This window comes from Pseudomonas pharyngis, assembly GCF_021602345.1.
GTDB classification, from domain to species: Bacteria; Pseudomonadota; Gammaproteobacteria; order Pseudomonadales; family Pseudomonadaceae; genus Aquipseudomonas; species Aquipseudomonas pharyngis.
This window is the reverse complement of record NZ_BQID01000003.1, coordinates 326,794-350,868: the sequence shown is the minus strand read 5'-3', so window position 1 is coordinate 350,868 and position 24,075 is coordinate 326,794. Positions and strand designations below refer to the sequence as shown.

Annotated in this window: 25 protein-coding genes and 1 pseudogene; 14 read left to right on the top strand and 12 right to left on the bottom strand. The window is 61.6% G+C overall.

From position 1 onward, the window contains the following. Positions 1-39: 39 nt before the first annotated feature. From hutI to L6D74_RS08400, 11 genes are all read left to right on the top strand, one after another. Entirely contained in the window at positions 40-1,245 is a 1,206-nt protein-coding gene (gene hutI, locus L6D74_RS08450) for an imidazolonepropionase (protein WP_236188679.1), read from the top strand. Between the two features lie 10 nt (positions 1,246-1,255). Continuing rightward, positions 1,256-2,059, top strand: a complete 804-nt coding sequence (gene hutG, locus L6D74_RS08445) for an N-formylglutamate deformylase (protein ID WP_236188677.1) — start codon at positions 1,256-1,258, stop codon at positions 2,057-2,059. A 205-nt stretch (positions 2,060-2,264) separates the two neighbouring features. Next, complete coding sequence (locus L6D74_RS08440) at positions 2,265-3,212, top strand: choline ABC transporter substrate-binding protein (RefSeq protein ID WP_236188672.1); 948 nt, start codon at positions 2,265-2,267, stop codon at positions 3,210-3,212. Then, positions 3,212-4,129, top strand: coding sequence for an alpha/beta hydrolase (locus L6D74_RS08435; protein WP_236188671.1), 918 nt, complete (start codon positions 3,212-3,214; stop codon positions 4,127-4,129). Before L6D74_RS08440 ends, L6D74_RS08435 begins: the two co-directional genes overlap by 1 nt. A 104-nt stretch (positions 4,130-4,233) precedes the next feature. After that, on the top strand, positions 4,234-5,205 hold the full coding sequence (gene pip / locus L6D74_RS08430) for a prolyl aminopeptidase (RefSeq protein ID WP_007952436.1): 972 nt from the start codon (positions 4,234-4,236) through the stop codon (positions 5,203-5,205). After that, complete coding sequence (gene dtd, locus L6D74_RS08425) at positions 5,202-5,639, top strand: D-aminoacyl-tRNA deacylase (RefSeq protein ID WP_236188670.1); 438 nt, start codon at positions 5,202-5,204, stop codon at positions 5,637-5,639. Before pip ends, dtd begins: the two co-directional genes overlap by 4 nt. Positions 5,640-5,960: 321 nt before the next feature. Continuing rightward, positions 5,961-7,775, top strand: a complete 1,815-nt coding sequence (locus L6D74_RS08420) for a glucan biosynthesis protein G (protein ID WP_011332055.1) — start codon at positions 5,961-5,963, stop codon at positions 7,773-7,775. Continuing rightward, on the top strand, positions 7,768-10,338 hold the full coding sequence (mdoH, locus tag L6D74_RS08415) for a glucans biosynthesis glucosyltransferase MdoH (protein ID WP_236188668.1): 2,571 nt from the start codon (positions 7,768-7,770) through the stop codon (positions 10,336-10,338). Before L6D74_RS08420 ends, mdoH begins: the two co-directional genes overlap by 8 nt. A 358-nt stretch (positions 10,339-10,696) precedes the next feature. Beyond that, positions 10,697-11,494, top strand: coding sequence for a transporter substrate-binding domain-containing protein (locus L6D74_RS08410; RefSeq protein ID WP_039772466.1), 798 nt, complete (start codon positions 10,697-10,699; stop codon positions 11,492-11,494). 149 nt (positions 11,495-11,643) lie between these two features. Continuing rightward, complete coding sequence (locus L6D74_RS08405) at positions 11,644-12,603, top strand: amino acid ABC transporter permease (protein ID WP_007952431.1); 960 nt, start codon at positions 11,644-11,646, stop codon at positions 12,601-12,603. Beyond that, the gene (locus L6D74_RS08400; protein WP_064592877.1) at positions 12,596-13,330 is read left to right on the top strand and encodes an amino acid ABC transporter ATP-binding protein; all 735 of its coding nucleotides are present in this window, start codon (positions 12,596-12,598) and stop codon (positions 13,328-13,330) included. Before L6D74_RS08405 ends, L6D74_RS08400 begins: the two co-directional genes overlap by 8 nt. Positions 13,331-13,384: 54 nt before the next feature. Here L6D74_RS08400 and L6D74_RS30105 read toward each other — a convergent pair whose 3' ends face one another. The 11 genes and pseudogenes from L6D74_RS30105 to ubiE all read right to left on the bottom strand — a co-directional run bounded on the left by L6D74_RS30105 (position 13,385) and on the right by ubiE (position 21,444). After that, positions 13,385-14,098, bottom strand: a complete 714-nt coding sequence (locus tag L6D74_RS30105) for a methyl-accepting chemotaxis protein (protein ID WP_371857706.1) — start codon at positions 14,096-14,098, stop codon at positions 13,385-13,387. 141 nt (positions 14,099-14,239) lie between these two features. Further along, positions 14,240-15,184: pseudogene (locus tag L6D74_RS30100) on the bottom strand (methyl-accepting chemotaxis protein); the annotation flags it as partial. Positions 15,185-15,392: 208 nt separating this feature from the next. Beyond that, positions 15,393-16,100: a 16S rRNA (uracil(1498)-N(3))-methyltransferase gene (locus L6D74_RS08390; protein WP_236188665.1), complete on the bottom strand. Its 708-nt coding sequence runs from the start codon at positions 16,098-16,100 to the stop codon at positions 15,393-15,395. Continuing rightward, a complete protein-coding gene (tatC, locus tag L6D74_RS08385) occupies positions 16,097-16,885 on the bottom strand; it encodes a twin-arginine translocase subunit TatC (RefSeq protein ID WP_007952425.1) in 789 nt (262 codons plus the stop codon). The genes L6D74_RS08390 and tatC overlap by 4 nt, the downstream gene beginning before the upstream one ends. Then, positions 16,882-17,328 (bottom strand): Sec-independent protein translocase protein TatB, encoded by a 447-nt coding sequence (tatB, locus tag L6D74_RS08380; protein WP_236188664.1) that lies wholly within the window; start codon positions 17,326-17,328, stop codon positions 16,882-16,884. Before tatB ends, tatC begins: the two co-directional genes overlap by 4 nt. 10 nt (positions 17,329-17,338) lie before the next feature. Then, positions 17,339-17,617, bottom strand: coding sequence for a twin-arginine translocase TatA/TatE family subunit (locus L6D74_RS08375; protein ID WP_007952423.1), 279 nt, complete (start codon positions 17,615-17,617; stop codon positions 17,339-17,341). Between the two features lie 25 nt (positions 17,618-17,642). Continuing rightward, positions 17,643-17,975, bottom strand: a complete 333-nt coding sequence (locus L6D74_RS08370; RefSeq protein ID WP_007952422.1) for a phosphoribosyl-ATP diphosphatase — start codon at positions 17,973-17,975, stop codon at positions 17,643-17,645. After that, positions 17,968-18,369, bottom strand: coding sequence for a phosphoribosyl-AMP cyclohydrolase (hisI, locus tag L6D74_RS08365; protein ID WP_007909357.1), 402 nt, complete (start codon positions 18,367-18,369; stop codon positions 17,968-17,970). Before hisI ends, L6D74_RS08370 begins: the two co-directional genes overlap by 8 nt. Before the next feature lie 80 nt (positions 18,370-18,449). After that, positions 18,450-20,054 carry a ubiquinone biosynthesis regulatory protein kinase UbiB gene (gene ubiB / locus L6D74_RS08360; protein WP_039772455.1) on the bottom strand — a complete coding sequence of 535 codons (1,605 nt, stop codon included), beginning with the start codon at positions 20,052-20,054 and terminating at the stop codon, positions 18,450-18,452. Then, positions 20,051-20,674, bottom strand: a complete 624-nt coding sequence (locus L6D74_RS08355) for a ubiquinone biosynthesis accessory factor UbiJ (RefSeq protein ID WP_007952419.1) — start codon at positions 20,672-20,674, stop codon at positions 20,051-20,053. Before L6D74_RS08355 ends, ubiB begins: the two co-directional genes overlap by 4 nt. Then, positions 20,674-21,444: a bifunctional demethylmenaquinone methyltransferase/2-methoxy-6-polyprenyl-1,4-benzoquinol methylase UbiE gene (gene ubiE, locus L6D74_RS08350; RefSeq protein WP_007952418.1), complete on the bottom strand. Its 771-nt coding sequence runs from the start codon at positions 21,442-21,444 to the stop codon at positions 20,674-20,676. Before ubiE ends, L6D74_RS08355 begins: the two co-directional genes overlap by 1 nt. A 165-nt stretch (positions 21,445-21,609) precedes the next feature. Between ubiE and L6D74_RS08345 the strand changes: the two genes are divergently transcribed. From L6D74_RS08345 to L6D74_RS08335, 3 genes are all read left to right on the top strand, one after another. Beyond that, entirely contained in the window at positions 21,610-21,885 is a 276-nt protein-coding gene (locus L6D74_RS08345) for a polyhydroxyalkanoic acid system family protein (protein WP_007952417.1), read from the top strand. A gap of 161 nt (positions 21,886-22,046) precedes the next feature. Continuing rightward, on the top strand, positions 22,047-22,469 hold the full coding sequence (locus L6D74_RS08340; protein WP_039772451.1) for a phasin family protein: 423 nt from the start codon (positions 22,047-22,049) through the stop codon (positions 22,467-22,469). Between the two features lie 10 nt (positions 22,470-22,479). Beyond that, positions 22,480-23,358, top strand: coding sequence for a phasin family protein (locus L6D74_RS08335; RefSeq protein ID WP_064592887.1), 879 nt, complete (start codon positions 22,480-22,482; stop codon positions 23,356-23,358). Between the two features lie 70 nt (positions 23,359-23,428). Here L6D74_RS08335 and L6D74_RS08330 read toward each other — a convergent pair whose 3' ends face one another. Beyond that, a complete protein-coding gene (locus L6D74_RS08330; RefSeq protein ID WP_007952414.1) occupies positions 23,429-24,049 on the bottom strand; it encodes a TetR/AcrR family transcriptional regulator in 621 nt (206 codons plus the stop codon). Between the last annotated feature and the right edge of the window lie 26 nt (positions 24,050-24,075).

The window sequence follows — 24,075 nt, the reverse complement described above, 5'->3', positions numbered from 1 at the left end:
TCGCAGAGCGTGGGAACGATCGCAAGACGAGGACTTGGGATGAAAACCCTCTGGCAACACTGCCACGTCGCAACCATGGCGCAAGGCATCTACTCGATCATCGAGGATGCGGCCATCGTGACGTCCGGTGCACTCATCGAGTGGATCGGCCCGCGCAGCCAATTGCCGTCAGGCGAATACCCGGCGGTCAATGACCTGCAAGGCGCGTGGGTCACTCCCGGCTTGATCGACTGCCACACCCACACCGTGTTCGGCGGCAACCGCAGCGGCGAGTTCGAGAAGCGCCTGCAAGGCGTCAGCTATGCCGAAATCGCAGCGGCCGGCGGCGGCATCGCCAGCACTGTGCGGGCCACGCGCGAAGCCTCGGAAGACGAGCTGTTCGCCAGCGCCGCCAAACGCCTGAAAAGCCTGATGCGCGACGGCGTGACCACGGTCGAAATGAAATCCGGCTACGGCCTCGATCTGGCCAGCGAGCGCAAGATTCTGCGGGTCATCCGTCGCCTCGCCGCCGAGCTGCCGATCAGCGTGCGCAGCACCTGCCTAGCTGCCCACGCCTTGCCGCCGGAATACAAGGACCGCGCCGACGATTACATCGATCACATCTGCGCCGAGATGCTGCCCGCGCTGGCCGCCGAAGGCCTGGTCGATGCGGTGGATGCGTTCTGCGAATACCTGGCGTTCTCCCCGGAACAGGTCGAGCGGGTGTTCATCGCCGCGCAAAAACTCGATCTGCCGGTGAAGCTGCACGCCGAGCAATTGTCGTCGCTGCACGGCTCCAGCCTCGCTGCGCGCTACCACGCACTTTCCGCCGATCACTTGGAGTTCATGGACGAAGCCGACGCCATCGCCATGGCCGAGTCCGACACCGTCGCGGTGTTGTTGCCGGGCGCGTTCTACTTCCTGCGCGAAACCCAGTTGCCGCCGATGGACGCCCTGCGCAAACACAAAGTGAAAATCGCCATCGCCAGCGACCTCAACCCCGGCACCTCGCCAGCGTTGTCTTTGCGCCTGATGCTGAACATGGCCTGCACCTGTTTCCGCATGACCCCGGAAGAAGCCCTGGCCGGCGCCACGATTCATGCGGCACAAGCCTTGGGCATGGCCGACACCCATGGTTCGCTGGAAGCCGGCAAGGTCGCGGATTTTGTCGCCTGGCAGATCGATCGCCCGGCGGATCTGGCGTACTGGCTGGGTGGTGAACTGGACAAACGCGTCGTGCGTCACGGCGTTGAATCAAGTCTGTAGGAGAGCGGTTGTGGATAAGGTTCTGAACTTCAAACAAGGTCGCGTGCCGCTGCTGATCAGCATGCCCCACGCCGGTGTGCGCCTGACCCCGGCGGTCGAGGCCGGGTTGATCCCGGACGCGAAAAGCCTGCCGGACACCGACTGGCATATTCCGCAGCTCTACGATTTCGCCGCCGAACTGGGCGCCAGCACCCTGGCGGCCGAGTACTCGCGATTTGTCATCGACCTGAACCGGCCGTCCGACGACAAACCGCTGTACGCCGGCGCCACCACCGGGCTGTACCCGGCGACCCTGTTCGATGGCATTCCGTTGTTCAAGGACGGGCAGGAGCCGTCGAAAGAAGAGCGTGCGACCTATCTGGAGCAGATCTGGACGCCGTACCACCGCACCTTGCAGGAAGAGCTGGCGCGGCTGAAAGCCGAGTTCGGTTACGCGCTGCTGTTCGATGCGCATTCGATCCGCTCGATCATCCCGCACCTGTTCGATGGCAAGCTGCCGGACTTCAATCTCGGCACTTTCAACGGCGCCAGTTGCGATCCGCAGTTGGCCACGCAACTGGAAGCGATCTGCGCACGCCATGGCGATTACAGCCATGTGCTGAACGGACGCTTCAAGGGCGGCCACATTACCCGTCACTACGGTAACCCGGCCGAGAACATCCACGCCGTGCAACTGGAACTGGGCCAGTGCACCTACATGGAAGAGTTCGAACCGTTCCGCTACCGCGCCGATCTGGCGGAGCCGACGCGGGTGGTGCTCAAGGAGTTGCTGCAGGGGCTGCTTGCCTGGGGCGCGACTCGCTACAAATCCTGAATACACACCAGGAACCCTGTGGGAGCGAGCTTGCTCCCACAGTTTTTGTGGTGACCACAGGTTTGTGCACGGCTTGGGTCGCCACCGTGCAAATCCCGGTCGCCACAGTTCGCTTTTCCCGCTCGTCTGCTGCGTAATGTTTCGGCCACGGTGCAAGAAGACACCGATCCGAACAATAACCCGCTGCCGCACGAGACGATCCCACATGAAAAGACTGTTCACTCGTTGTGCGTTAATCCTTACCGGCAGTGCGCTGCTTAGCGCCGGCGCCATGGCTTCCGACGATGCATCCTGCAGAACCGTGCGCATGGGCGTGGTCAACTGGACCGACGTGATCGCCACCAGCGGCATGGCCGACGTGCTGCTCAACGGCCTCGGTTACGAAAGCAAGCAGACCAGCGCCGTGCAGCAAATCATCTTCGCCGGCATCCGCGACAAGCGCCTCGATATCTTCCTCGGCTACTGGAAACCGGCAATGGACAAGAACATCGCGCCGTTCCTCGCCGCCAATCAGGTCAAGGTCATGGACAAGCCCAGCCTGGCCGACGCCCAGGCGACGCTGGCGGTTCCGGACTACGTGGCGGCGGCAGGGCTGAAAACCTTCGGCGACATCGCGAAATTCAAGGATCAGCTCGGCGCTAAGATCTACGGCATCGAGCCCGGCAGCGGCGCCAACACCACGATCAAGACCATGATCGAAACCAACCATTTCGGCCTGAAGGATTTCAAGATCATCGAATCCGGTGAGGCCGGCATGCTCGCCGCCGTGCAGCGGGCGGTGAACCGCAAGGAGTTCGTGGTGTTCGTCGGCTGGACCCCGCACCCGATGAACATCAACATGAAAATCACCTACCTGACCGGCAGCGAAGATGTTTACGGCCCGAACGAAGGCGCCGCCACCGTTTCCACGGTCACCGCGCCGGACTACGCCGAGCGCTGCCCGAACGTTCATCGACTGCTGGAAAACCTGACCTTCACCGCCGCCCAGGAAAGCCAGTTGATGGTGCCGATCATGGAGCGCAAGACCCCTCAGGAAGTGGCGAAGAGCTGGCTGCGTGAGCATCCCGAAGACCTGCAACGCTGGCTGGCGGGTGTCAGCAGTTTCGATGGCAAGGACGGCGTGGCCACGGTTCAGGCCAGCCTGAAAAACTGATGGACACTTATCCACTTTCGCCGTCGATGGCAGCCTTCGTTTCCAGAACCGAAGGCTTTGCCAGCGATGACAGCAGCCTCGGCGGATTGCGCAAATCCTATGACGATATGTGCCGCGCCTTCACGCCCGAACGGCCGGTGGGTCTGGAGGTGGTGGATTTCCAGTTGAGCGGGGTGGCGGTGCGTTCGTATCGCCCGCCTGTCCGGCCATCGGCCAGTGGCTGGCCGTGCGTGTTGTACCTGCACGGCGGCGGTTGGGTGGTCGGCGGGCTGGATTCCCATGACTTCATCTGCTGCGAGCTGGCCATGGCGCTTGGGGCGATGGTGGTGGCGGTGGATTACCGGCTGGCGCCGGAACATCCGTTCCCCGCCGGTTTCGAGGATTGCCTGAGCGTCTGGCGCGCGTTGCGCAGTGGGCCCTTCTGGTTCGACCCCGGACGGATGCTGGTGGCGGGCGACAGCGCCGGCGGCAATCTGGCGGCGGCGCTGTGCCTGGCACTGCGCGATGCCGACGAGCCGCTGCCGGGTGCGCAGGTCTTGATTTATCCGGGGCTGGGAGGCGACGAGCAGTTAGCGTCGCGCAGCGAATGCGCCGATGCGCCGTTGCTCGCCAGCAGCGATCTCGACTGTTATCACGCCTTGTACCTGCGTGGCACCACAAAGCCGAGCGCCTATGCGATGCCGTTGCTGGCCCGGGATTTCAGCGGTCTGCCCCCGGCCTGGATCGCCGTGGCGCAATTCGATCCGTTGCGTGACGACGGCGTGTGTTACGCCGAACGGCTGAACGCGGCGGGCGTCGACGCGGCGCTGTACTACGGCGAAGGGCTGGTTCACGGCTGCCTGCGGGCGCGGCATCAGGTCGCCGAGGTCGATCGTCTCTTTGAGAACCTGCTGGGGTTCATGGCTGACAAAATGTGACAGCGCACGGGCATGCTCATTGACGTAAATCGGGTTTATGATGCCGGACGGCAGAATAATAGAAGTCCCCCCAGGGATGACCTCGACCCCTTACGGAGCGCGCAATGCAGACTTTGTTTCCGCAGATCAAACCTCACGCACGGCACGATCTGGCCGTCGATGACACCCATACGCTGTACGTCGACGAAAGCGGTTCACCGGAAGGTTTGCCGGTGGTGTTCATCCACGGAGGTCCCGGCGCCGGGTGCGACGCCCAGAGTCGCCGCTATTTTGATCCGAACCTGTATCGCATTGTCACCTTCGATCAGCGCGGCTGTGGTCGTTCCACGCCTCACGCCAGCCTGGAAAACAACACCACCTGGGATCTGGTCGAAGACCTCGAGCGCATCCGTAAACATCTGGGCATCGACAAATGGGTGCTGTTCGGCGGTTCCTGGGGTTCGACCCTGGCGCTGGCCTACGCGCAGACCCACCCGGAGCGCGTGCATGGGCTGATCCTGCGCGGGATCTTTCTCTGCCGTCCGCAGGAAATCGAATGGTTCTACCAGGCCGGCGCCAGCCGTCTGTTCCCCGATTACTGGCAGGACTACCTCGCGCCGATCCCGCTGGACGAGCGCGACGACCTGCTCAGCGCTTTCCACAAGCGCCTGACCGGCAACGACCAGATCGCCCAGATGCACGCGGCCAAGGCCTGGTCGACCTGGGAAGGGCGCACCGCGACCCTGCGTCCGAATCCGCTGGTGGTCGACCGTTTCTCCGAGCCGCAGCGCGCCTTGTCGATCGCGCGGATCGAATGCCACTACTTCACCAACAACGCGTTCCTTGAGCCGAACCAGCTGATTCGCGACATGGGCAAGATCGCCCATCTGCCGGGCGTGATCATCCACGGTCGCTACGACGTGATCTGCCCGCTCGACAACGCCTGGGAACTGCATCAGGCCTGGCCGAACAGCGAGCTGCAGGTGATCCGCGATGCCGGCCACGCTGCCTCGGAACCGGGCATCACCGATGCATTGGTGCGCGCCGCCAGCAAAATGGCCCGTCGTCTGCTCGACCTGCCGCCCGAAGAAGCATGAAGGGGCTGTTGCAGCGCGTGAAAGGCGCGCGGGTCGAAGTGGCGGGCGAGGTGGTCGGCAGTGTCGATCAGGGTTTATTGGTGCTGGTGGCGGTCGAACCCGACGACACGCCGGCCAGCGCCGACAAACTTCTGCATAAGCTGCTTAACTATCGAGTGTTCAGTGACGCCGTGGGCAAGATGAATCTGTCCCTGGCGGATGTGGGCGGCGGGTTGCTGCTGGTCTCTCAGTTCACCCTCGCTGCCGACACCAAAAGCGGGTTGCGCCCGAGTTTCTCGACCGCCGCCCCTCCGGCGCTGGGCGAAGAATTATTCGACTATCTATTAAGCAAAGCGAAACAGATGCATGGCACAGTGGCATCAGGTAGATTCGGCGCGGATATGCAGGTGCACCTGGTCAACGATGGCCCGGTAACCTTCCTGTTACAGTCATGAAAGTGCTTGAAACATCTTTTTAAGGGCTTTTCGACTGAAAACAGGGAATTTTCGCGATAAATACTTTGTTACCCCTGATGCGTTGTCACGCGGGCTACTAGATAATCGCGCGCTACGGGGATCAGCGTTCGTTGGTCCATTTTGACTTAGGTAGAGACTTGTCCGGATCCGATTGGGGAATCATTTTGACCCAGCGGAGTCGGAACAATGCTCGCCAACTTGGCAAGGGTGTCCTGCAAGGTCGGTTTTTTTGTACCGAATCCCTCACAGGCACTTCATCTGGCCGTTGGTTTATTGATCTGTTTTCGGCGAGGGTTGCTCGTGATTGTTAGTCCCTGTAATGCAGCAAAATTGTCTGCCAAACGCTTGCGCAGCGCTCTGGTAGCGGGCTCGGCAGTACTCTGCCTGCTCAGCGCCGGCCAGCTTTGGGCATTCAATCTTGACGATGTGTCGGCCAAGGCCAAAGAGCTGGCCGGGCAGAAGTTCGAAGCCCCGCGCAGCAACCTGCCGAACGAATTCCGTGAAATGAAATTCGCGGACTATCAGAAGATTCGTTTCCGCACCGAAAAAGCCGAATGGGCCGACCAGAAGACCCCGTTCAAGCTGTCCTTCTATCATCAGGGCATGCACTTCGATACGCCGGTGAAAATCAACGAAATCACCGCGAACACCGTCGAAGAGATCAAATACGATCCAAGCCGTTTCGATTTCGGCGACCTGCAGTTCGATCCGAAGGCCACCGAACAACTGGGCTACGCCGGTTTCCGTGTGCTGTACCCGATCAACAAGGCGGACAAGCAAGACGAAATCATGACCATGCTGGGCGCGAGCTACTTCCGCGTCGTCGGCAAGGGTCACACCTACGGTCTGTCGGCCCGTGGCCTGGCGATCGATACCGCTTTGCCGTCCGGCGAAGAATTCCCGCGTTTTCGCGAGTTCTGGATTCAGCAGCCGAAGCCGGGCGACAAGCACCTGGTGATCTTCGCCCTGCTGGATTCGCCACGTGCGACCGGCGCCTACCGTCTGATCCTACGTCCGGGCAGCGACACCATTGTCGACGTGAAGGGCCAGATGTACCTGCGTGACAAGGTTGGCAAGCTCGGCATCGCGCCGCTGACCAGCATGTTCCTGTTCGGCGCCAACCAGCCGTCGAAGGTGCTCAACTACCGTCGCGAACTGCACGACTCCAGCGGTCTGTCGATCCATGCCGGCAACGGCGAGTGGATCTGGCGTCCGCTGAACAACCCGAAACACTTGGCTGTCAGCCAGTTCAGCGTCGAGAACCCGCGTGGTTTCGGTCTGCTGCAACGTGGCCGTGACTTCAGCCACTACGAAGACCTCGACGACCGCTACGACAAGCGCCCAAGTGCCTGGATCGAGCCGAAGGGCGACTGGGGCAAGGGCACCGTTGATCTGGTCGAGATCCCGACTGCGGACGAAACCAACGACAACATCGTTGCGTTCTGGAACCCGGAAAAACTGCCGGAGCCTGGCCAGCCGCTGGACTTCGCCTACCGTATGCACTGGACCATCGACGAAGCCGCGCTGCACGCGCCGGACAGCGCCTGGGTCAACCAGACCCTGCGTTCGACCGGTGACGTCAAGCAATCGAACCTGATCCGTCAGCCGGATGGCAGCGTTGCCTACCTGGTCGATTTCGAAGGCCCGTCCTTGGCCGCTTTGGCCCCGGATGCGGACGTTCGCAGCCAGGTCAGCGTCGGCGACAACGCCGAACTGGTCGAAAACAGCGTGCGCTACAACCCGGAAACCAAAGGCTGGCGCCTGACCCTGCGGATGAAGATCAAGGACCCGAGCAAGTCCACCGAGATGCGCGCAGCCCTGGTGCAGCCAGTGGTGACCGCTGATCTGGCCAAGTCTTCGGTACCGACGTCCAATTCGTCGGTGGCCAAGGCCGACAAGGTTGCCGCCAAGCAACAAGAGAAAGCCGACAAGGAAGCCAAGGCCGCCGAGGCCAAACAGGCCGACGCCAAGCCGGTTGCAGATGCCAAGGACAAGGCCAACAAAGACGCCAAGCAGCCAGCCGCTGCGGACGCGGCCCCAGCCACACCGGAATCGGCACCGACTGAAGAAGTCCTGACCGAGACCTGGAGCTATCAGTTGCCTGCCGATGAGTAACTCTCAAGTACAGCCAGAGACTCTGTCCGAGTACCTGGCGCATCTGCCGATGACCGACGAGCAGCGCGCGGAACTCGCGGGCTGCCAGTCCTTCAGCGAATTACATGAACGCCTGTCGTCCAAGACCTTTGACGCACGGACCGAAGCCGCCCAGGCTTCGGTCGGCAAGCGCCTGATCCTGAGCACCGCCGAAGAGCTGCAAGACGCGGAAATGCTGGTGCTCGACGCCAGCGGCCGGGTCAGCATGAAGGCCACGCCGCCGATCCGTCGGACCAAGGTCGTGCCGGAGCCGTGGCGCACCAACATTCTGGTGCGTGGCTGGCGTCGCCTGACCGGCCGGACCAACCCGCCGCAACCGCCGAAGGACGCCAACGTGCTGCCGGCGGCGCGCTGGCGCACGGTCGGTTCGATCCGTCGCTACATTCTGCTGGTGCTGATGCTGGGTCAGACCATCGTCGCCGGCTGGTACATGAAAGGCATCATGCCGTACCAGGGCTGGTCGTTCGTCGATCTGGAAGAAGTCCTGCATCAACCGCTGCTGCAAACCGCCACGCAAGTGCTGCCGTATGCGCTGCAGACCAGCATCCTGATCATGTTCGGGATTCTGTTCTGCTGGGTATCGGCCGGTTTCTGGACCGCGCTGATGGGCTTCCTCGAATTGCTCACCGGCCACGATAAATACCGGATCTCCGGTAAAAGTGCCGGCAACGAGCCGATTCCGAAAGACGCCCGCACCGCACTGGTGATGCCGATCTGCAACGAAGACGTGCCTCGGGTGTTCGCCGGTCTGCGCGCGACGTTCGAGTCGGTCGCCGCTACCGGTGACCTGGACCGTTTCGACTTCTTCGTCCTCAGCGACAGTAACGACACCGACATCTGCGTTGCCGAGCAGCAGGCCTGGCTGGACGTCTGCCGCGAAGCCAAGGGTTTCGGCAAGATCTTCTATCGCCGCCGTCGCCGTCGCGTCAAACGCAAGAGCGGCAACCTCGACGACTTCTGCCGTCGCTGGGGCGGTGACTACAAGTACATGGTCGTGCTCGACGCCGACTCTGTGATGAGCGGCGAGTGCCTGACCAGTCTGGTGCGCCTGATGGAGGCCACGCCGGACGCCGGCATCATCCAGACCGCGCCGCGCGCTTCGGGCATGGACACGCTGTATGCGCGCATGCAGCAGTTCGCCACTCGCGTGTACGGTCCGCTGTTCACCGCCGGCCTGCACTTCTGGCAGCTGGGTGAATCCCACTACTGGGGTCACAACGCGATCATCCGCATGAAGCCGTTCATCGACCACTGCGCCCTGGCGCCGTTGCCGGGCAAAGGGGCGTTCTCCGGTGCGATTCTCTCTCACGACTTCGTTGAAGCGGCGCTGATGCGCCGTGCCGGCTGGGGCGTGTGGATTGCCTACGATCTGCCGGGCAGCTACGAAGAACTGCCGCCGAACCTGCTCGACGAGCTCAAGCGTGACCGTCGCTGGTGCCACGGCAACCTGATGAACTTCCGTCTGTTCCTGGTCAAAGGCATGCACCCGGTGCACCGCGCGGTGTTCCTGACCGGCGTGATGTCTTACCTGTCGGCGCCGTTGTGGTTCTTCTTCCTCGTGCTGTCGACCGCGCTGCTGGCGGTGAACACGCTGATGGAGCCGCAGTACTTCCTCGAACCGCGTCAGCTCTATCCGCTGTGGCCGCAATGGCACCCGGACAAGGCGATCGCGCTGTTCTCGACGACCATCGTGCTGCTGTTCCTGCCGAAGCTGTTGAGCATCATCCTGATCTGGGCCAAGGGTGCGAAAGAGTTTGGCGGCAAGTTCAAGGTGACCGTGTCGATGCTGCTGGAGATGCTGTTCTCCATGCTGCTGGCGCCGGTGCGGATGATTTTCCACACCCGTTTCGTTCTGGCCGCGTTCCTCGGCTGGGCCGCGACCTGGAACTCGCCGCAGCGTGACGACGACTCCACGCCGTGGAGCGAAGCGGTCAAGCGTCACGGTCCGCAGACCCTGCTGGGCTTCTTCTGGGCGCTGCTGGTGATCTGGCTGAACCCGAGCTTCCTGTGGTGGCTGGTCCCGATCGTCGGTTCGCTGATGCTGTCGATTCCGGTGTCGGTGATTTCCAGCCGCGTCGGTCTGGGCCTCAAGTCCCGTGACGAAAGCCTGTTCCTCATCCCCGAGGAATACAATCCGCCACAGGCGCTGCTGGCCACCGATCAGTACACCCACGAAAACCGCTGGCACGCACTGAATGACGGCTTCATCCGCGCCGTGGTCGATCCACAGCAGAACGCCCTGGCGTGCTCGCTGGCGACTTCGCGTCACGGTCAGGCCGAGCCGATCGAATGGCTGCGCCAGGAACGTGTGCGTCACGCGATCAAGGTCGGCCCGGCCGGGCTGAACAACCATGATCGTCTACAACTGCTGAGCGATCCGGTGGCCCTGGCCCGTCTGCACGAGCAGGTGTGGGCCGAAGGTCACGCCGAGTGGCTGGACGCATGGCGGGCCTCGGTGAAAGCCGATCCCCATGCGCCGCTGCTGCCGCTCAAGCCGGTGAGCTTGCAGGCGCAACCGGCCTGATGAAGAAACCCCGCGAAAGCGGGGTTTTTTTTGCCTGCCGAAAAGCCCCTCACCCTAGCCCTCTCCCGGAGGGAGAGGGGACTGAATGAGTTGTTCTCTCGAAATACATCGACCTGACAGATCTCGGTCGAACTCAGATTTGAAATTTACAGAGATCGGCTCCCTTTCCCCCTCGCCCCCCTTGGGGGAGAGGGTTGGGGTGAGGGGGTAAATCTTGAATGTTAAACAAATCGTCCATTAAACCTTGTGCAAAAAATCGAGTGCGTTAGCATCCGTCCCCGAATTGGCGCACCCGGACAATCTTGTCCATTTCTGTCGGTTTTCGCGCCGCAAACGCAATGGTTTTGGGGACTTGAAGATGAAGAAGTATCTGTCGATGCTGCTGGTCGGCGTCACGGCACTGGTTGCAGTCAATGCGGCGCAGGCCGGCGCAATCGACGACGCGGTCAAGCGTGGCTCGTTGAAGGTCGGCATGGATCCGACCTACATGCCGTTCGAAATGACCAACAAGCGCGGCGAAATCATCGGTTTCGAAGTCGACATCCTCAAAGCCATGACCAAGGCCATGGGCGTCAAACTGGAGCTGGTCTCCACCGGTTACGACGGGATCATCCCGGCGCTGATGACCGACAAGTTCGACATGATCGGCAGCGGCATGACCCTGACCCAGGAACGCAACCTGCGCCTGAACTTCAGCGAACCGTTCATCGTGGTCGGCCAGACCCTGCTGATCCGCAAGGAACTGGAAGGCACCATCAAGTCCTACAAAGACCTGAACACCGCCGACTACCGCATCACCTCCAAGCTCGGCACCACCGGCGAGATGGTCGCCAAGAAGCTGATCTCCAAAGCCAAGTACCACGGCTACGACAACGAGCAGGAAGCTGTGCTCGATGTGGTCAACGGCAAGGCTGACGCCTTCATCTACGACGCGCCGTACAACGTGGTCGCGGTGAACAAGGTCGGCGCCGGCAAGCTGGTGTTCCTCGACAAGCCGTTTACCTACGAGCCACTGGCCTTCGGTCTGAAGAAGGGTGACTACGACAGCATCAACTTCATCAACAACTTCCTGCACCAGATCCACGAAGACGGCACCTACGATCGCATCCATGACAAGTGGTTCAAGAGCACCGAGTGGCTCAAGGACATGGAATAAGCCCGGTCAGATAGACCGAGTCGCCCCATTCGCGAGCAAGCCCGCTCCCACATTGGAATGCGTTCCCTGTGGGAGCGGCGGTGCGACGATTCGACTTGCCCGCGAAGGCGGCCTCCCCGGCGACATAACTTTCGGATTTCGCTAAACCCATGAAACAGAAAAAAGCCCAATGGCCCTGGCACGTTCTGACCGTGCTGGTGCTGGTCGGCCTGGCCGGCGCGTTGTATTACGCCACGTCGCTGATGTCTTACGAATGGCGCTGGAACCGCGTGCCGCAGTACTTCGCCTATCAGGCCGAGGAAACCCAGCGCGCGACCGACATTTCCACCGTCAGCGAACTGGTGCGCAAGGGCGGCAGCGCGCAGGTCACCCTGCGCAACGATGCCGGTGACGAGCAGCACCTGACCGTCGACGAAAACAGCCTGCAGTTCGCTCAGGGCGACGATGTGGCCGAAGGCGACGTCGTGGGCGTGACGCGGCATTGGGCAGCGGGTCCGCTGCTGTGGGGCCTGTGGACCACGCTTTGGCTGTCGGTGGTGTCCGGGGTGCTGGGTCTGCTGATCGGTCTGGCCACCGGGCTGTGCCGGCTGTCGAGCAACCCGACCCTGCGCGACCTGTCGACGATCTATGTCGAACTGGTGCGCGGTACGCCGCTGCTGGTGCAGATCTTCATTTTCTATTTCTTCATCGGCACGGTGATGAACCTGTCCCGGGAGTTCGCCGGGATTGCCGCGCTGTCGCTGTTCACCGGCGCCTACGTGGCGGAAATCATCCGTTCCGGTGTGCAGTCGATTGCCCGCGGCCAGAACGAAGCGGCGCGTTCGCTGGGGCTGAGCGCTGGCCAGTCGATGCGTCATGTGGTGCTGCCGCAGGCATTCAAGCGCGTGCTGCCGCCGCTGGCCGGGCAGTTCATCAGTCTGGTCAAAGACACTTCGCTGGTGTCGGTGATCGCCATCACCGAGCTGCTGAAAAGCGGCCGGGAAGTCATCACCACGTCGTTCTCGCCGTTCGAGATCCTGTTCTGCGTCGCCGGCCTGTACCTGTTGATCAACCTGCCGCTGTCGAAAATCGCCAGCCGGCTTGAGCGGAGGCTCGCGCAAAGTGATTGAAGTCCGCGATCTGGTAAAAGTCTTCGACACCCGTGGGCAAGTGGTGCGCGCGGTGGATAACGTCAGCACGTCCGTGGCCAAGGGTGAAGTGCTGGTGGTGATTGGCCCGTCCGGTTCCGGCAAATCGACCTTTCTGCGTTGCCTTAATGGTCTGGAAGAATTCGATTCCGGCTCGGTAAGCATCGACGGCCTGCAACTGGCTGACCCGAAAACCGACGTCAACGCCTACCGCCGCGAAGTCGGCATGGTGTTCCAGCATTTCAATCTGTTCCCGCACATGACCGTGCTGGAAAACCTGTGCCTGGCGCAGAAAGTCGTGCGCAAGCGCGGCCAGAAGGAAAGCGAGGCCAAGGCTCTGGCATTGCTGGAGAAGGTCGGCATCGCCCAGAAGGCCCGCGAGTACCCGTCGCGCCTTTCCGGCGGTCAGCAGCAGCGCGTGGCGATTGCCCGGGCGCTGGCGATGGACCCCAAGGTCATGCTGTTCGACGAACCGACCTCGGCCCTCGACCCGGAAATGGTCGGCGAAGTGCTGGACGTGATGAAAAACCTGGCTGTGGAAGGCATGACCATGGTCTGCGTGACCCACGAAATGGGTTTTGCCCGGGAAGTGGCGGATCGGGTGCTGTTCTTCGATCACGGCAAATTGCTGGAGGACGCCTCGCCGGCGGAGTTCTTCGATGCGCCGAAGGATCCGCGAGCCCAGGCGTTCCTGCGGCAAGTCCTCTAAACACAGGACAAAAAAAATCGCAGCCAATGGCTGCGATTTTTTTGTGTGCGCGGTTTACACCTTGAACCGGCCCACCAGCGTTTGCAGGTGAGTGCCCAGGCGCGCCAGCTCGACGCTGGAGGCCGCCGTCTCTTCACTGGCCGCCGAGGTCTGATCCGAGACATCTCGCACGTTCAGCACGCTGCGGTTGATCTCTTCAGCCACGGCGCTCTGTTGCTCGGCCGCTGCGGCGATCTGCTGGTTCATCGCCTGAATCGCCGAAACGGTGCGAGTGATGCTCTCCAGCGAGCCACCGGCACGCCGGGTCAGCTCGACACTGCTGTCGGTCAAGGTGCGGCTGTTGTCCATGATCGTCGCCACTTGCTGGGTGCCGTTCTGCAGACCGACGATCAGCTCTTCGATCTCTTCGGTGGACTTCTGGGTGCGCTGGGCGAGGCTGCGGACTTCGTCGGCGACCACCGCAAAGCCTCGACCGGCTTCACCGGCACGGGCGGCTTCGATGGCGGCGTTGAGGGCCAGCAGGTTGGTTTGCTGGGCCACGGACTTGATCACGTCGAGCACGCTGCCGATCTTGTCGCTTTCGCGCTTGAGCTCGCCCATGGCCTCGGTGGAATGGCCGACTTCGGCGGCCAGACGTTCGATCTGGGCGATGGCTTCACCGACAACCTTGTCGCCTTCACGGGCCTGCTGGTCAGCAGCGACCGCTGCTTCCGAAGCTTCCTCGGCGTTACGCGCGACTTCCTGCACGGTGGCGGCCATTTCATTCATGGCGGTGGCGACCTGGTCGGTCTCGACTTTCTGATTGTTGACCCCGGCGCTGGTCTGCTCGGTCACCGCGGACAACTCTTCGGCGGCGCTGGCGATCTGGGTCACGCCGTCGCTGATGCCACCGATCAATTCGCGCAGGCCCTGGGTCATGCTCTGCATCGAGCGCTGCAATTGACCGAGTTCGTCACGGCGCAGGGACACCAGATTGTGGGTCAGGTCACCGGCGGCCACGCGTTCGGCGACTTTCAGGGTCTGCTCCAGCGGAATGATGATCTGCCGGGTGATCGCCCAGGCCGCGAGCAGACCGAAGGCCAGGGCCAGCAGGGTGGCGATCATCAGCATGTTTTTGGCGTGCGCGGCATCGGTGTCGCGGACGATGGTCTGAGATTCGGTGAGTTTCTTGCTGACGTCGAGCAGGATGTCGCCCTGGGCCGACATGCGAGCCAGCGCCTTGGCGTTGTTCACCTGGGAGTCGCGGAACTGGCTGACGGCGGCGCGATAAGCCTTCAGCGATTCGGTGGCCTGTTGCAGGTTGGCGATGTGTTGCTCGGGCAGTTTGCTCGGCAGGCTTTCCAGATTGTTCAGGGCGGCGGCGATGGCATCCAGCGCCGGTTGTTCGGCTTCGGCCTTGCCGCTGTAGGTGTAGCCGCGCACCTGATAGCGCGCCTGCTGCAGCAGTTTGCTCAGCTCGATCACGCTGTTGAATTGCGCGACGCTGTCGCCTTGCAGCAGGGATTTCTCGACTTCGCTGACCTTGGCCACCGCGTTATCGGCGCTGGCGCCGAGTTTGCTGCGGGCGTCTTCACGCTGCACGGTGGCCTGGGTCATGTCGCCAAAGGCGCGTTTGTACTCGGCAACCGCCGCCAGTTGCTGATCGATCATGGCCACGTCGGACGGTTGCTCGATCATGCCGCGGGCGCTTTGCAGGCCGGCCTCGAGTTTGCCGAGCAGGTCGTTGACCGCACCGGGGCCCTGTTCGCCACGGCGGGCTTCATAGTCCAGACGCGCCAGACGCAGGTCCTTGGTCAGCTCGTTGAGGCTGGAGATGAAGCCGAGCTTGTCGCCCCGGCTGATGATCCCGCTCATGCCGGTCCAGCCGGTGAAGGTGATCAACAGGGTCAGCAGCAGCACCAGGCCGAAACCGATTCCAAGCTTACGTTTAACGCTGACGTTTCCAAGACTCTCGGCTAACCAACGGTACATGCGACGACTCCCTAGGACCACTAATTGGACTTATGGGGAGGGTATCGGCCGCATGATGGCAATCTGTAACGCCTTTTGTCCGGAGAAGACTTCAGAACAGCCGGGCGAGCAGCGCGGTGACGGCGGTTTCGACCCGCAGGATTCGCTCGCCCAGTTGCACCGGTTGCAGCCCGGCCTTGGCCAGCAAATCGATTTCGTAGGGAATCCAGCCACCCTCGGGGCCGATGGCCAGGGTCACCGGTTCGTTCAGGGCGCGGGGGCAGGGCGGGAAATTGCCCGGATGACCGACCAGACCGAGGGTGCCGTCGGTGATGGCCGGCAGGCAATCTTCGACGAACGGCTTGAAGCGCTTCTCGATGATGATCTCCGGCAGCACCGTATCCCGAGCCTGTTCGAGGCCGAGGATCAGTTGTTCGCGAATCGCTTCCGGCTCCAGGAACGGCGTTTGCCAGAAGCTTTTCTCGACCCGGTAGCTGTTGACCAGAATCACCTTCGACACGCCCATGGTCGCCACGGTCTGGAACACCCGGCGCAGCATCTTCGGGCGGGGCAGGGCGAGTACCAGGGTCAGTGGCAGTTTGGCCGGCGGCGGTTGATCGAGGGTGACCCGCAGTTCGGCCTCACCCGCGTCCAGGCGCAGCAGCTCGGCCGAGCCCATCAACCCGTTGATGCGCCCGACCCGCAGGCTGTCGCCGACTTCCGAACGGTGGACTTCCTGCATGTGGGTCAGGCGCCGATCGCGCAGCACGACCCGGTCGGCCGCGATGAAGTCGGCCTCTTCGAGCAGCAGCAGGTTCATGGCTGAGTCGCTGGCGGCTGATCGTTGTGATCGTCGGCGGTTTCTTCCGGGCGCTCGCGCTTGCTGACCAGACTGCCGAACAGGATGCCGACTTCGAACAGCATCCACATCGGCACGGCCAGCAGGGTCTGGGAAAAGATGTCCGGCGGGGTCAGGATCATGCCGACCACGAAGCAGCCGATGATCACGTACGGGCGGATCTTCTTCAGGTATTTGACGTCGACCACGCCGATCCACACCAGCAGCACCACGGCCACCGGGATTTCGAACGCCACGCCGAAGGCGAAGAACAGCGTCATGACGAAATCGAGGTAACTGGTGATGTCGGTCATCATTTCCACACCGGCCGGGGTGGCCGAGGCGAAGAACTTGAAGATCAGCGGGAACACGAAGAAGTAGGCGAACGCCATGCCGGTGTAGAACAGCAGGATGCTGGAGATCAGCAACGGCACTGCGACACGCTTCTCGTGCTTGTACAGGCCCGGTGCGATGAAGCCCCAGATCTGATGCAGGATCACCGGAATCGCCAGGAACAGCGAGACCATCATCGTCAGTTTCAGCGGCGTCAGGAACGGCGACGACACGTCGGTGGCGATCATTGTCGCGCCGGCCGGCAGGTATTCACGCAGCGGCGTCGAAACAAAGGTGTAGATCTGCTGGGTGAAGGCAAACAGCCCGGCGAAGATGATGAAGATCGCCGCCACGCAACGCAGCAGGCGGGTGCGCAACTCGGTGAGGTGCGAAACCAGCGGCATGTGCTGGTCGTTTTCGGGGAGATCGCTCATGGGGCTCGCGGCGGCAGAGTGGTGTCGTTTGGCGCTGGTGTGGTCGGCGCGGCGGTTTGGGCTACGTGTTCAACCGAGGCTGGCGCGACGACAGGCGCTGATTCGGTTGGCGCTACAGCAGGTGCCGCTGGCGTTGGAGCGGCAGGGCTGTGAATCGTCTGCTCACCCACATGCTCGACCGGCGTCGGCTCCTGCTGAACCGGCGTGAAAATCTTCCGCGCCTCCTGTTCCAGCGACAGGATGTGCTCGTTGTGCAGTTGCCGGCGGATTTCGTCGGCACCGATTTCACGCTCAACTTCCTGTTTGATCGCGTTGAAGCTGCGCTTCAGCCGTCCGACCCACAGGCCGGCGGTGCGTGCAGCGCCCGGCAGACGCTCGGGGCCCAGCACCAGCAGGGCGACGAGGCCGACGAGCAGCAGTTCAGAGAAGCTGATACCAAACATTAGTCAGTGCTCACACGTCTTTGCGGATCGGCTCTTCGACTTTCTGCGCCTGCACGTCGATGGTGTGCGGCGGGTTGGCCTGAGCGGTGGCTTGCGGCTGTACCGGTGGCACCGGTTGCGCAGGCGTGACGGTCGGATCGGCCGGTTTTTCGTCGTCGTTCATGGCTTTACGGAAGCCCTTGATCGACTCGCCAACGTCGGTGCCGAGGTTCTTCAGTTTCTTGGTACCGAACACCAGTACCACGACCACCAGGATGACGATCCAGTGTTTCCAGTCAAAAATGCCCATGTTGCTGTTCCTCTTTTGAAGTTGTTCAGGCGGACGGGCGCGAGGCTTTCTCGACGTGTCCGGACAGGCCGAAACGGCGATCCAGTTCATCCAGCACCGCCTGCGGATGCTGCCCCAGCTGGGCAAGCATGACCATGCTGTGGAACCACAGGTCGGCGGTCTCGTAGATCACGTCGCTGCAGTCGCCGCTGACGGCGGCGTCCTTGGCGGCAATGATCGTTTCGACCGATTCTTCGCCGACTTTCTCCAGAATCTTGTTCAGACCCTTGTGATACAGGCTGGCGACATACGAGCTGTCGGCGGCTGCGCCCTTGCGCTCTTCCAGCACCTGAGCAAGGCGGGTCAGGGTGTCACTCATGTTTGTGTCCTGCGGAGTAAATAGCGTGCGGGTCTTTCAGGACCGGGTCGACCGTTTTCCAGTCGCCGTTTTCGAAGACGCGGTAGAAGCAGCTTTGACGGCCGGTATGGCAAGCGATGTCGCCGATCTGTTCGACCATCAGGATGATGACGTCGGCGTCGCAGTCCAGACGCATTTCATGCAGCGTCTGTACGTGGCCGGACTCTTCGCCCTTGCGCCACAGCTTGCCACGGGAACGTGACCAATAGATGGCACGGTTTTCCGCCGCGGTCAGCTCCAGGGCTTCGCGGTTCATCCAGGCCATCATCAATACGCGTCCGGTCTTGTGATCCTGAGCAATCGCCGGCACCAGGCCATCGGCGTCCCACTTGATCTCGTCCAGCCAGTTTTTCATCTTCGACTCCGACAGCGAACCCACACTTCAATAGTCGGGTTCAGGCGTTGAAACAGTGTGCCAGCCGATCACGGAACTGGCTATCGGCGAACGACCAGATACAAGCCGACTGCCACCATGATCCCGGCGGGCCAATGCCCCAGTTCGTGCATCGGGCCCCCGGCGGCGAGGATCGTACCGCCCGCCAGATGGGCGCTGCCGAGCAGGCGCAGGAACCAGTCGTCCTTGCGTTTTTTCCACGGTGGCGGCGGGTCGTTGGCGTGGGGCTGGGACATGCGTTCGAGCAGATCGCGGGCCATGTTGGCCAGGTGCGGCAGTTGTTCGAACTGGCTCTGGACGTTGCCGAGCAAGGCTTTCGGGCTGACGCGCTCGCGCATCCAGCGTTCGAGGAACGGCTGCGCGGTGTTCCACAGATCGAGGTCCGGGTACAGCTGACGGCCCAGGCCTTCGATGTTCAGCAGGGTCTTTTGCAGCAATACGAGTTGCGGCTGCACTTCCATGTTGAAGCGGCGCGCGGTCTGGAACAGGCGCATCAGCACCTGGCCAAATGAAATATCTTTTAATGGTTTTTCGAAGATCGGTTCGCACACGGTACGGATCGCCGCTTCGAATTCGTTGAGCTTGGTTTCCGCCGGCACCCAGCCCGAATCGATGTGCAATTGCGCCACGCGGCGGTAGTCGCGCTTGAAGAAGGCAAACAGGTTTCGCGCCAGATAATCCTGGTCTTCCGGGGTCAGGCTGCCGACGATGCCGCAGTCGATCGCGATGTACTGCGGGCTCCACGGGTTGACGGTGCTGACGAAGATGTTGCCCGGGTGCATGTCGGCGTGGAAGAAACTGTCGCGGAACACCTGGGTGAAGAAGATCTCCACGCCACGTTCGGCGAGCATTTTCATGTCGGTGCGCTGGTCGGCGAGGGTCGCCAGATCGGTCACCTGAATCCCGTAGATGCGCTCCATCACCAGCACTTTCGGCCGGCACCAGTCCCAATAGACTTGCGGCACGTAGAGCAGCGGCGAGCCTTCGAAGTTACGTTTCAACTGGCTGGCGTTGGCCGCCTCGCGCAACAGGTCGAGTTCGTCGTAGATGGTTTTTTCGTAGTCGCTGACCACGTCCACCGGGTGCAGCAGACGGGCATCGGCGGAGACCTTCTCGGCGGCGCGGGCGAGGATGAACAGCCACGCCAGATCCTGGGCGATGATCGGTTTCAGACCCGGGCGGATCACCTTGACCACCACTTCTTCGCCAGTCTTCAGTTGCGCGGCGTGTACCTGTGCCACCGAAGCCGAGGCCAGCGGTTCGACGTCGAAGCGGCTGAACACTTCGCTGATCTTCTTGCCCAGTTGTTCTTCGATCAATTTGACCGACAGCTGCGAATCGAACGGCGGCACGCGGTCCTGCAACCGCATCAGCTCATCGGCGATGTCTTCCGGCAGCAGGTCGCGGCGGGTCGAGAGGATCTGCCCGAACTTGATGAAGATCGGCCCCAGGTCCTGCAACGCCAGGCGCAGGCGTGCGCCACGGCTCAGGTCCAGCGGCTTGCGCGGGAACCAGCGCCAAGGCAGGACATAGCGCAGCGCCAGCAGGAACCACGGCAAAGGCAGGTCGAACAGCAGGTCATCGAGGCGGTAGCGGATCACGACGCGCTGGATGCGCAACAGACGGCGGACGGCGAGCAGCTTCATGCGTTATCGCTTGGGTCGAGGGATCGGGAAAGGCGCTCGAAGCGCGCCTCGAGACGTTCCAGATCGAGTTTGATCCGGTCCAGTTCGCTGAAACGGGCTTCGGCTTCGCGCTGACCGACGAGGGTGCGCGATTCTTCGGCCAGGTATTCGGCGAGGTTCTGGTTGAGGCTGGCAAATCCTTGTTGATACCAGCGGGCGCGGCTGCGCAGGTGGCCGCCGACCAGTTGCGTGGCGACAGGTCCCAGCCAGCGCGAGAGTTCGTACTCCCAGTCCAGCTCCAGGTCCTGCAGCACGCCCGCCAGCTCCAGCAGCACGCCGCTGTCGCCGTCGAGTTCGACTTCCGGCGCGTGCAGCACCGCCGTCTTGTCCTTGCTCAGGGCCAGTTTCACCAGACTCGAGGCCGGGGCGCGCAGGGTGCAGTCGACGCCTGTTTCCCAGTGGGACGCCAGCATCAGGCCTTCGTCGCTCGGCAGAATGAACAGTTGCAGCGCCGGGCTGCGGCAATCCACGGCAATCACTTTGCCGGTCAGGTGCGCCAGTCGCGGCAGCGCCGTGCTGTCGAGACGCAGCACGCGGTTCAGGCCGAGTTCGACGCTGGCGAGCAGCCCGGTCAGCAGCATCAGGGCTTGATGCCGCGGTGCAGGGCGACGATGCCTGCGGTCATGTTGTGATAGGTCACGCGGTCAAAACCGGCGTCGACCATCATCGACTTCAGGGTTTCCTGATTCGGGTGCATGCGGATCGATTCGGCCAGGTAACGATAGCTTTCCGAGTCGTTGGTGATCAGCTTGCCCATCAGCGGCATGAAGGCGAACGAGTAGGCGTCGTAGGCCTTGGACATCAGCGCGTTGGTCGGCTTGGAGAACTCCAGCACCAGCAGGCGGCCGCCCGGCTTGAGGACGCGCAGCATCGAGCGCAGGGCGTCTTCCTTGTGCGTCACGTTGCGCAGGCCGAAGGCGATGGTCACGCAGTCGAAATGGTTGTCCGGGAACGGCAGCTTTTCAGCGTCGGCCTGGACGAATTCGACGTTGCCCGAAACACCGACGTCCAGCAGGCGGTCACGACCGACCTTGAGCATGGATTCGTTGATGTCGGCCAGCACCACCTGACCGGTCGGGCCGACCAGGTGCGAGAATTTCTTGGTCAGGTCACCCGTACCGCCGGCGATGTCCAGCACGCGGTTGCCGGCGCGTACACCCGACAGTTCGATCGCGAAACGCTTCCACAGACGGTGCATGCCGCCCGACAGAAGGTCGTTCATCAGGTCGTACTTGGCGGCCACGGAGTGGAACACCTCAGCGACTTTTTCCGCTTTCTGGCTTTCCGGAACGTTTTTGAAGCCGAAGTGAGTGGTGGGTTCGGCATCGCTGCCTTTGCGCTGATCAGTCATATCGCTGTCACCAAAAGAGAATGCGCGACATTCTAATCCCCAAGCCATGCTTTGTCTTGGAATGGCTAAAGGTAAGATGGGCAACCTTCGGGACGATTTGCCGCAGTGGCGGTCAAGATTCGTTGCAGGCATTCATAGCCCCATTCAAAAAGCAGGAGTCATTCAATGGCCCATATCAGTGTTGAGCGTGCCCACAGCCTGGGCAAGGAAGCGGCCCGCGAGAAAGCCGACAAACTGGCGCAGAAACTCTCCGATCAATATGGCCTGGAGCCGCAGTGGTCGGGCGATGTCCTGAACCTCAAGCGTTCGGGCGTGAAGGGCGCGGTGCACGTGGCCGAGGATTCGATCCGGGTCGACGTGGAACTGGGCCTGATGATGTCGGCCATGAGCGGCATGATCAAAGCCGAGATCGAAAAGGCGCTGGATAAAGCGCTGGTCTGATCAGGACAAAACGGGGAGCTTCGGGCTCCCCGTTTTTTTCTCGTGCACCTGCCTTTTATGTCAGTTGTTAGGGTGCCGTTTCTAATTTTTCTCCCTACTTTGTGCCTGAGCCCGACACTCGTCAGGGCAGTTCCTCAAACCTTCTGCGCGTGAGGTGCACCATGGCCAAAGTCATTTTGAAGAAAAAAATCGACGCTTCGACTTCCGCTCTGAGCGACGTCAAATCCTATGCCCGCAAGATCTGGCTGGCAGGCCTGGGTGCCTACACCAAGGTCGGTCAGGAAGGCAGCGAGTACTTTCAGGAGTTGATCAAGGCTGGTCAAACTGTTGAAAAGAAAGGCAAAAAAGCCGTCACCGAAAAACTCGAAGCGGCCAACGCCGAGATCGATGAAGCCAAGAGCGAAGTCAGCTCTTTCAAAGGCCGGGTCGAAGTTCAGCTCGACAAGGTCGAGAAGGCGTTCGACACACGTGTCGCCAGTGCCTTGAATCGTATCGGCATTCCGTCTAAACATGACGTTGAGACACTCTCTGCTAAGCTCGATGAGCTGACGGCATTGCTCGAACGCGTCGCGCGTAAATCTTAAGGAGAACGGGATGGCTGGTAAAAAGAACACCGATAAAGAAGGCAGCTCGTGGATCGGAAAAGTCGAAGACTATTCCCGCAAGATCTGGCTGGCTGGTTTAGGCGTGTACTCGAAGATCGACACTGACGGCAGCAAGCTCTTCGATACATTGGTCAAAGACGGCGAGAAAGCCGAGAAGCTCACCAAAGCTGCAGTCGGCAAAAAAGTCGATGCTGCCAAGGACTCTGCAAGCTCGGCAAAATCGCGCATCAGCGGCGTGAAAGATCGCGCACTGGGCACCTGGGATCAGTTGGAGGGGGCTTTCGACAAGCGCCTGAACAGTGCGATTTCGCGCCTGGGCGTACCGAGCCGCAACGAGGTGAAGGATCTGCACAAGAAGGTCGATACCCTGACCAGGCAGATCGAAAAACTCACCGGCCTGAAAGCTCAGCCTGTCGCGGCCAAAACCGCAGCAGCCAAGCCTGCGGCCAAAACCGCTGCCAAGCCACTGGCTAAAGCCGCCGCCAAACCGGCCGCAAAACCAGCAGCCAAAACCGCTGCCGCCAAGCCAGCAGCGAAAGCCGCGGCCAAACCGGTTGCCGCCAAGGCCGCCGCCAAGCCAGCTGCAAAAACGGCAGCAAAACCAGCTGCCAAACCGGCGGCCAAGCCAGCAGCGAAAACCGCGGCTGCCAAACCCGCTGCCAAGCCTGCCGCCAAACCGGCTGCGGCGAAAAAACCGGCAGTGAAAAAACCGGCCGCGCCGAAAGCCGCTGCGCCGAAAGCTGCTGCTCCAAAACCGGTGACCACACCGCAAGCACTGGCAAGCACGTCGAACTCGGCCTCGGCTCCAACCCCGGCGCCTGCTCCGACTGCTGCATCGACGCCGTCAACGCCAACCAGTCAGTCCTGATTTTTCAGGGCTCAAGAAAACGCCCGGCCTGTGAAGGTCGGGCGTTTTTGTTTGGGTAAAAGCCGTCGGATTACTCGTGATCTTCGAGGTACTGCAAAGCCATCCTCTCCGTCGCCACCTTCACCGGCGGCAACAGATGCGGCGCCACCAGCATCATGATCTGGTACACCACCAGCCGCACTTCTCCTTCGCGATCAAGAATCCGTTGATAGTCCAGCGAGAACAGCAGCGTCATGGTGATCTGCTCCACCAGTTGCCCCAGCGCCTGGGTGTCGCTGACCAACTGCCCCGACGCCTTCAGCCGCGCCAGCAATGACGCCAGCGTGCGCTTGAGCACGTTGAGGAACTGGCGAATGCCCTTGGCCAGTTTCGGCAGGCGGCCGGCCAGGTTCGACAGGTCCTGGAACAGAAAACGGTACTGCGCCAGCCGTTCGACGATCAGGTGCAGGAACAGCCAGTAATCCTCCGGCGCCAGTTCGACATCGGCGGGCGGGTCGAGCAGCGGGGCGAGGTCGTTCTGGAAGCGCTCGAACAATCCGAGAATCAGCGGTTCCTTGCCGTGGAAGTGGTAGTAAAGGTTGCCGGGGCTGATCCCCATTTCATTGGCAACCTCCATGGTGGAGACGTTCGGCTCGCCCTTTTCATTGAACAACTGCAGGGCACATTCGAGGATCCGTTCGCTTGTTTTCATCCAGTCTTCTTAAAAGGGCTTGAGTC